The sequence below is a fragment of the Hungatella sp. genome (assembly GCF_046966825.1).
In genome coordinates this window covers 1-5,551 of record NZ_JBKVCZ010000227.1, presented here as the reverse complement: position 1 = coordinate 5,551, position 5,551 = coordinate 1, and the positions used below count along the sequence as shown (strand labels likewise).

Sequence of the window (5,551 nt, the reverse complement as noted above, 5' to 3'; positions counted from 1 at the left end):
TCCTATCACGATGTGGAGACAGCGGCCTATTACGTGGAGGTTGCTGAGAAAAACCGTCTTCTTATCACCTGCGGCAGTGACTTTCACGGCAGACACAAGCCTGCAATCCGTCTCGGCGGCCACGGCTCCTTCTGGGATGACGGCCGGATTATGAGAGGTCTCGCAGCCCTTCCAGGAAGGACACCAGAACCGTAAAGACACCGTCTCCGTATTCGCAGACCAGACTGCCTCCGTACCTTTCCACCACGCGCTCCGCGCTCTTAAGTCCCAGCCCATGGCCGGTTCCCTCCCGTTTCGTCGTCACCAGGCGGTTGTCCTTGACGGAGGGCCTGCCGGTCATGGAGTTGGAGAGTTCGATGAATACCATGTCTCCCGCCTTTCGCATTTTAACGGTAATCCAGCGATCTCCCTTCTCCACCCGGTCTGCTGCCTCCACGGCGTTGTCCAGAAGGTTGGAAAACAGGCTGCACGTCTCCCGATCTTCCATATCTCCCAGCGTCAGCGCATCCGCCTGAATGGTAAAGCGGATTTTTTTCTTTGCCGCGCTGTTTCTGGCATTGTTCAACAGCACATCCAGCACCGGATTGCCCGTCCATACCATCATCTCCAGCTGGCGCAGCGGCTCTCCCATTCGCTCCAGATACGTTTGCGCCTCTGTCATTTTCCCCTCTCCGATCATGGAAGAAAGCACAAGCAAATGATTTTTCATGTCATGCGACAGCTCTTCCTGCTCCCGCTGCTGCCGGACCATCAGACCGTACTCCCTGTCGATCATCTGCTCCTTCATTTCCAGGGCGATCCGCTGCTTCTGCTCTCCCACGTATTTCGAGTAAAACAACAGAAGGAAATAGATGAGAAACAGCAAGATAATGCACATGCTCCACCCGAACAGCGCATGAAGGCTCGTCTCCTGAATCGTGAGCCACGACAGAAATCCGACGCCGCACAGCCCCAGTCCCGAGGTCAGGAACATCATCCGGGGATTATAGGCCAGCTCCCGGCGAAATGCTTTCCTCGCCAGAAAATACGCCCCGGTCAGCAGCAGCTTGTCCGCAGCCTGATACACCAGACGCCACTGCGACAGCTGTGCGATGACCATCTGTGCGAACTGCTGGTTCTTCAAAAATACCCCCATCACCGAAATACAGAAAAAATCAATAATATAGACACACAGAATATAGAAGCTCACCAGGGAGACGGCATAAAACACATCCACGTGGAAAATAAGAACCGTCGTCATGCAGATATAAAAGACAAACCACAGGGTAACCAGAAATGGATACACATGGAGAGAATCCGCAAGCTGCAGCGTCAGAAGCAGAACACCGGACAACAGGAAAAAGCTGAGTTTCCCCTTCGCTTTCTCAGGGAAAAACAGCTGGATAAAAAAATAGCAGATCAATGCCTCCAAAAAATAGGCCGCAAGTTCACAAAGCTGAAATATGGTATTCATAGATGCCTCCGGAAGAAACCGGTAATGGTCTCTCTCACTTCTTTTACATGGCTCTGGCTCACCGGCAGCACGGACCCATTGTCCATAACCACGGATGCGCCTTCCATTTTTCTGACATGGTAAAGGTTGATGATATAGCCCCTCTCAATCACCAGGAACTCCTCTCTGCCAAGCTCCTCTTTCACCTGTCCCAGCGCCTTACGGACCGGCACCTCCTCCCCAGGCAGAACAAGACATGAGTATTTCTGTTTTTTATAGATGTAGAGAATGTCGCTCATCGCCACCTTCATGATCTGGCGCGGTGTTTCCACCACGTAACACTCCTTCACCTTCCAGGAAAGCAGCCGGATCCCATCCGAAACCGCCATGGATAAGCAGCATTCCACCTCCGCCTTCGGTATATAGCGGAAGATGGAGAGCTCAAAGGACTTGACCGCGTACTTTGTATGGGAGGTTATAAAGGAGACGAGCGACTGGGGCAGCGAATCCTTTATTAAATCCGCCAGTTCCATGCCGGATAAACCAGGCATCTCGATATCGAGGAAAAGCATATCGAAATACCGCTTCTCCCCGATGTCATAGGCCAGCATGCCGCTGTCGGTATAGAGAACCGTCTCCGACGAAACGGAAAGCGCACGGCACTCTTCTTCAATAAGTGTCTTCACCCGCTCTGCAAACGCAGGCTCATCATCACAAACTGCTATCCGAATCATGGTGTCACCTCACTCTCCCAATGCCTGTTTAATAATTTCTCCCCCGATCTCTTTCACCCGGTCTGAGTTCTGATAGTCCTGATCTTCGTATAGGAATTCATGAAGTGCCGTCACATTGGATTCCAGTGTGTTGGGAATCAGACAGCTTCCCAGCTTTCCAAGCGTGGCTGCCTTGTACACGGTCGGAAAGCCTTCGGTTTTTACAATACGGTAGTTCCCGGCATTCTTTCCCAGTTCCAGATAGTCACCTATGTCTATGCTAGTTGCAACCTGTGGCAGCACCGTCTCCAGAAGACGGTTGATCGTCGGAAGATCCGCTTGCTTCAGCTTCTCCAATACGGCCTCGATCACCTTCCGCTGTCTCTCCGTCCGGTTCATGTCGGTGTCCATCAGACGCAGCCGGCTGTAGGCGACGGCCTGGACTCCATCGAGATGAGCCGGTCCCGGGCCCGTCAAATGTACCGAAGGGATTCCCGTACAATCCACGGTTTCTGTGATAAAGGCATTGATATACGCATACTCGGCCTTCGTGATATCCATATCGATTCCACCCAACACGTTGACCGCGTCGGCAGCCGCCTTCCAGGAAAAGGAAACGTAATCCCCTATTTTCAAATCCAGGTTTTCATTTAATGCCGTGACGGCCTGCTCCGGCCCGCCTTCCGAATAACTGGAGCTTATCTTCCGGCACTTTCCTTCCTTCACATTGCTCATCAACAGCGTATCGCGGTAAACGGATACCAGCCGGATTTCTCCATTGGCGCGGTTAAGCGTGAGAAGCATCTGCGTGTCCGCGCTGGTTCCTTTTCCAATGTTGCCGTTGCGGCTGTCCACGCCGAAAATAGCCACTGTCCAGTAATCGTCCATCTGCTTCTCCGTCGCTTCATTCAGATAATCATTGCTGATCGCCTTGATGTCCGCATCCGGGATTTTCTGTGTGGATGTCGCCAGCTTCGTCACATAAAGCAGCGCGGAACAGGCAAAAAATAACAACAGCGCCAGAATACATGCCGCCGCCTTCTTCCATACGGGTTTCTTCGTTCCTTCTTCTTTCTTTTCTCTGAGTTCGTACATAAACTGTCATTCCTTTCCGGGTCATTTGATGGTTTTATTATAGTCTTTTCCGGCCCGGGCCGTGTGATCTGACCGCGAATGACCATTTTTTTGCCGTAATTTATGCAGACAGCGAAAAACCTCAGGACCAGCCCGAGGTTTTCTATGTAATTGCACAGACACCAGTGTGGCTGCTCACCTATTCCTTTACTGTCCCGTCTGTAAATACGATCTGTGTCACCGTATACTCTGATTTTAAGTCTTCATACGCTGTCGTATACAGCTTCATATGCTCGTTGATAAACTCATTGATTTCAAAGCTCAGATCATCGTTGACCACAGTCTCCCCCGCCGGTATGGTATGTCCGGTAAAATCACATCCGGCTGTTAAAATCTCTTTGCCGAACAGATCCATGATCTTTAATTTTCCCTCGATTCCCTGTATATCTTTGTCCGTATTGTTTGTAATCTTAAACTTCAAATTGCTGTAGCTGTTAAAGATCCATTTGGAGGAGTCTTTCTCCACGTCCTCTTTCCCAATCAGTCTGACGACGACATCTCCATCCTGGATTTCCGCTTCCTTAGCCATCTCATCGATCGTCGCCTGCAGCGCCGCGGCTTTCTTCCCGGCCTCTTCCTTCTGCTCCTTCGCAGACGCCAGTTCGGAGGAAAGGCTTTCCTTCTCGCCTTCGAGACTCTCCTTTACCGCTGACAGGCTCTCCACCTGCGACTTCAGCTCCTGGTTCTGAGCCTCCAGTTCCCCCGTGCCGGAGCACCCGGAAAGCAGCCCCGCAGCCAGAAGACCAACGATTCCATATTTCAATACCAAACGCCTTGCCCCTCTTCTCCTCATCCTCTTTATCCCTCGTTTTCCGGCATCGCTGCCTCATTTGTCATACTGCTTCTTCTAAACTATTATACTCGATCAAATGGTATTACACAACCGCCAACACAGTCCCCAGAATCCCGGTCCAATCGCTGAAAAGGTATGCCATGGGCCTTCATCCTTCGGTATTTCCATGGTTTCAGGCAGCTTTTCCGTTATTTTGCTCCCTGTAAGCAAATATATTTTCCACTATTTACCATACATTTAACTTGTTACGGTAACATCTTTCGAACTTTCTCTATGATTTTATACCTGTTCCTGATCTTAAATATCATACGGATATGTTTCAAATTTAAAACGGTATTAAAAGAAAACCTCAGATCAGCGCCTCTGAGGTTTTCACTTTTATTCAGAACCTAAATTTATTTAATATTCAACAATCGGAATTTCTCGTATTCTACTGTTAATCACGCACAATAAAACGAGCTATTTGATAAAATATCAAATAACTCGTCCATATCGCCGCCTGAGCCGCTGTGGCCTTGGCAGAGCAATCTAACCACCCTTATTTTTTATCTCTCTCCACTCAAAATAACTTCCATGGTTTATCTCTATCATATATGATATACTATATTTGTTGTCGCACCCATTCTGGCAACAGGAAGGGGGTGCTTACATAATGGATATATTCACTTTTATTCTCTCTATCGTAGCAAGTGTTGTTGCCTACTTCATTTGCAAATGGCTAGATAAGAGATAATGCGACAATTAGCCTAATGAAAACCCCAGGACTTGCACTCCTGGGGTTTTCGCTTTGTGCTTACACACTGAATATATTCACTTTGCCTAAATATAGTATATCATATTCACATGGCAATTTCAACAATTATTTGTTGTTTAACGCCGCCTGAGCCGCAGCCAGTCTTGCGATCGGCACACGGAATGGAGAACAGGATACGTAGTTTAAGCCTACCTTGTGGCAGAACTCGATGGAGGACGGATCGCCGCCATGCTCGCCGCAGATACCAAGCTTGATGTCAGGTCTTGTCTTTCTGCCCTTTTCAGCAGCCATCTGAACAAGCTGTCCAACACCGGTCTGGTCAAGTCTTGCAAATGGATCAGACTCGTAGATCTTAGCCTTGTAGTAAGAATCTAAGAACTTGCCAGCGTCATCACGGGAGAATCCGAATGTCATCTGTGTTAAGTCGTTTGTACCGAAGGAGAAGAATTCTGCTTCTTCCGCAACAGCGTCTGCTGTTAATGCAGCTCTCGGGATCTCAATCATGGTACCGATGTGGTACTGGATGTCAGAGCCTTTTTCTGCCTTAACTGCTTCTGCAGTCTCAACTACGATATCTTTTACAAACTTTAATTCCTTCTTCTCGCCTACGAGTGGGATCATGATCTCAGGAATGATGTCGTATCCTTCTTCTTCCTTTACTTCGATTGCAGCTTCCATAACGGCTCTTGTCTGCATCTTGGCAATCTCTGGATAAGTAACTGCCA

Annotated in this window: 5 protein-coding genes and 1 pseudogene; 1 reads left to right on the top strand and 5 read right to left on the bottom strand. The window is 48.9% G+C overall.

The features are described from left to right. Positions 1-195 (top strand): annotated as a pseudogene (locus tag ACLTD4_RS32700) (phosphatase); the annotation flags it as partial. Here the strand turns inward: ACLTD4_RS32700 and ACLTD4_RS32695 are convergent. The 5 genes from ACLTD4_RS32695 to ACLTD4_RS32675 form a co-directional block, all read right to left on the bottom strand. After that, positions 149-1,453 (bottom strand): sensor histidine kinase, encoded by a 1,305-nt coding sequence (locus tag ACLTD4_RS32695; protein WP_117621299.1) that lies wholly within the window; start codon positions 1,451-1,453, stop codon positions 149-151. The pseudogene ACLTD4_RS32700 and the gene ACLTD4_RS32695 sit on opposite strands and share 47 nt — an antisense overlap. Continuing rightward, a complete protein-coding gene (locus ACLTD4_RS32690) occupies positions 1,450-2,166 on the bottom strand; it encodes a LytR/AlgR family response regulator transcription factor (protein ID WP_117621300.1) in 717 nt (238 codons plus the stop codon). The genes ACLTD4_RS32695 and ACLTD4_RS32690 overlap by 4 nt, the downstream gene beginning before the upstream one ends. Before the next feature lie 9 nt (positions 2,167-2,175). After that, positions 2,176-3,240 carry an LCP family protein gene (locus ACLTD4_RS32685; RefSeq protein ID WP_055653926.1) on the bottom strand — a complete coding sequence of 355 codons (1,065 nt, stop codon included), beginning with the start codon at positions 3,238-3,240 and terminating at the stop codon, positions 2,176-2,178. A 178-nt stretch (positions 3,241-3,418) separates the two neighbouring features. Next, positions 3,419-4,072: a hypothetical protein gene (locus ACLTD4_RS32680; protein ID WP_243008318.1), complete on the bottom strand. Its 654-nt coding sequence runs from the start codon at positions 4,070-4,072 to the stop codon at positions 3,419-3,421. Positions 4,073-4,931: 859 nt separating this feature from the next. Then, positions 4,932-5,551 (bottom strand): putative PEP-binding protein (locus tag ACLTD4_RS32675; protein ID WP_412331912.1); only part of this gene is annotated, 620 nt, incomplete at its 5' end.

Excerpts from the sequence above, each read along its gene's own strand:
- ACLTD4_RS32695 (WP_117621299.1), bottom strand. The coding sequence starts at position 1,453 with ATGAATACCATATTTCAGCTTTGTGAACTTGCGGCCTATTTTTTGGAG.
- ACLTD4_RS32690 (WP_117621300.1), bottom strand. The coding sequence starts at position 2,166 with ATGATTCGGATAGCAGTTTGTGATGATGAGCCTGCGTTTGCAGAGCGG.
- ACLTD4_RS32685 (WP_055653926.1), bottom strand. The coding sequence starts at position 3,240 with ATGTACGAACTCAGAGAAAAGAAAGAAGAAGGAACGAAGAAACCCGTA.
- ACLTD4_RS32680 (WP_243008318.1), bottom strand. The coding sequence starts at position 4,072 with ATGAGGAGAAGAGGGGCAAGGCGTTTGGTATTGAAATATGGAATCGTT.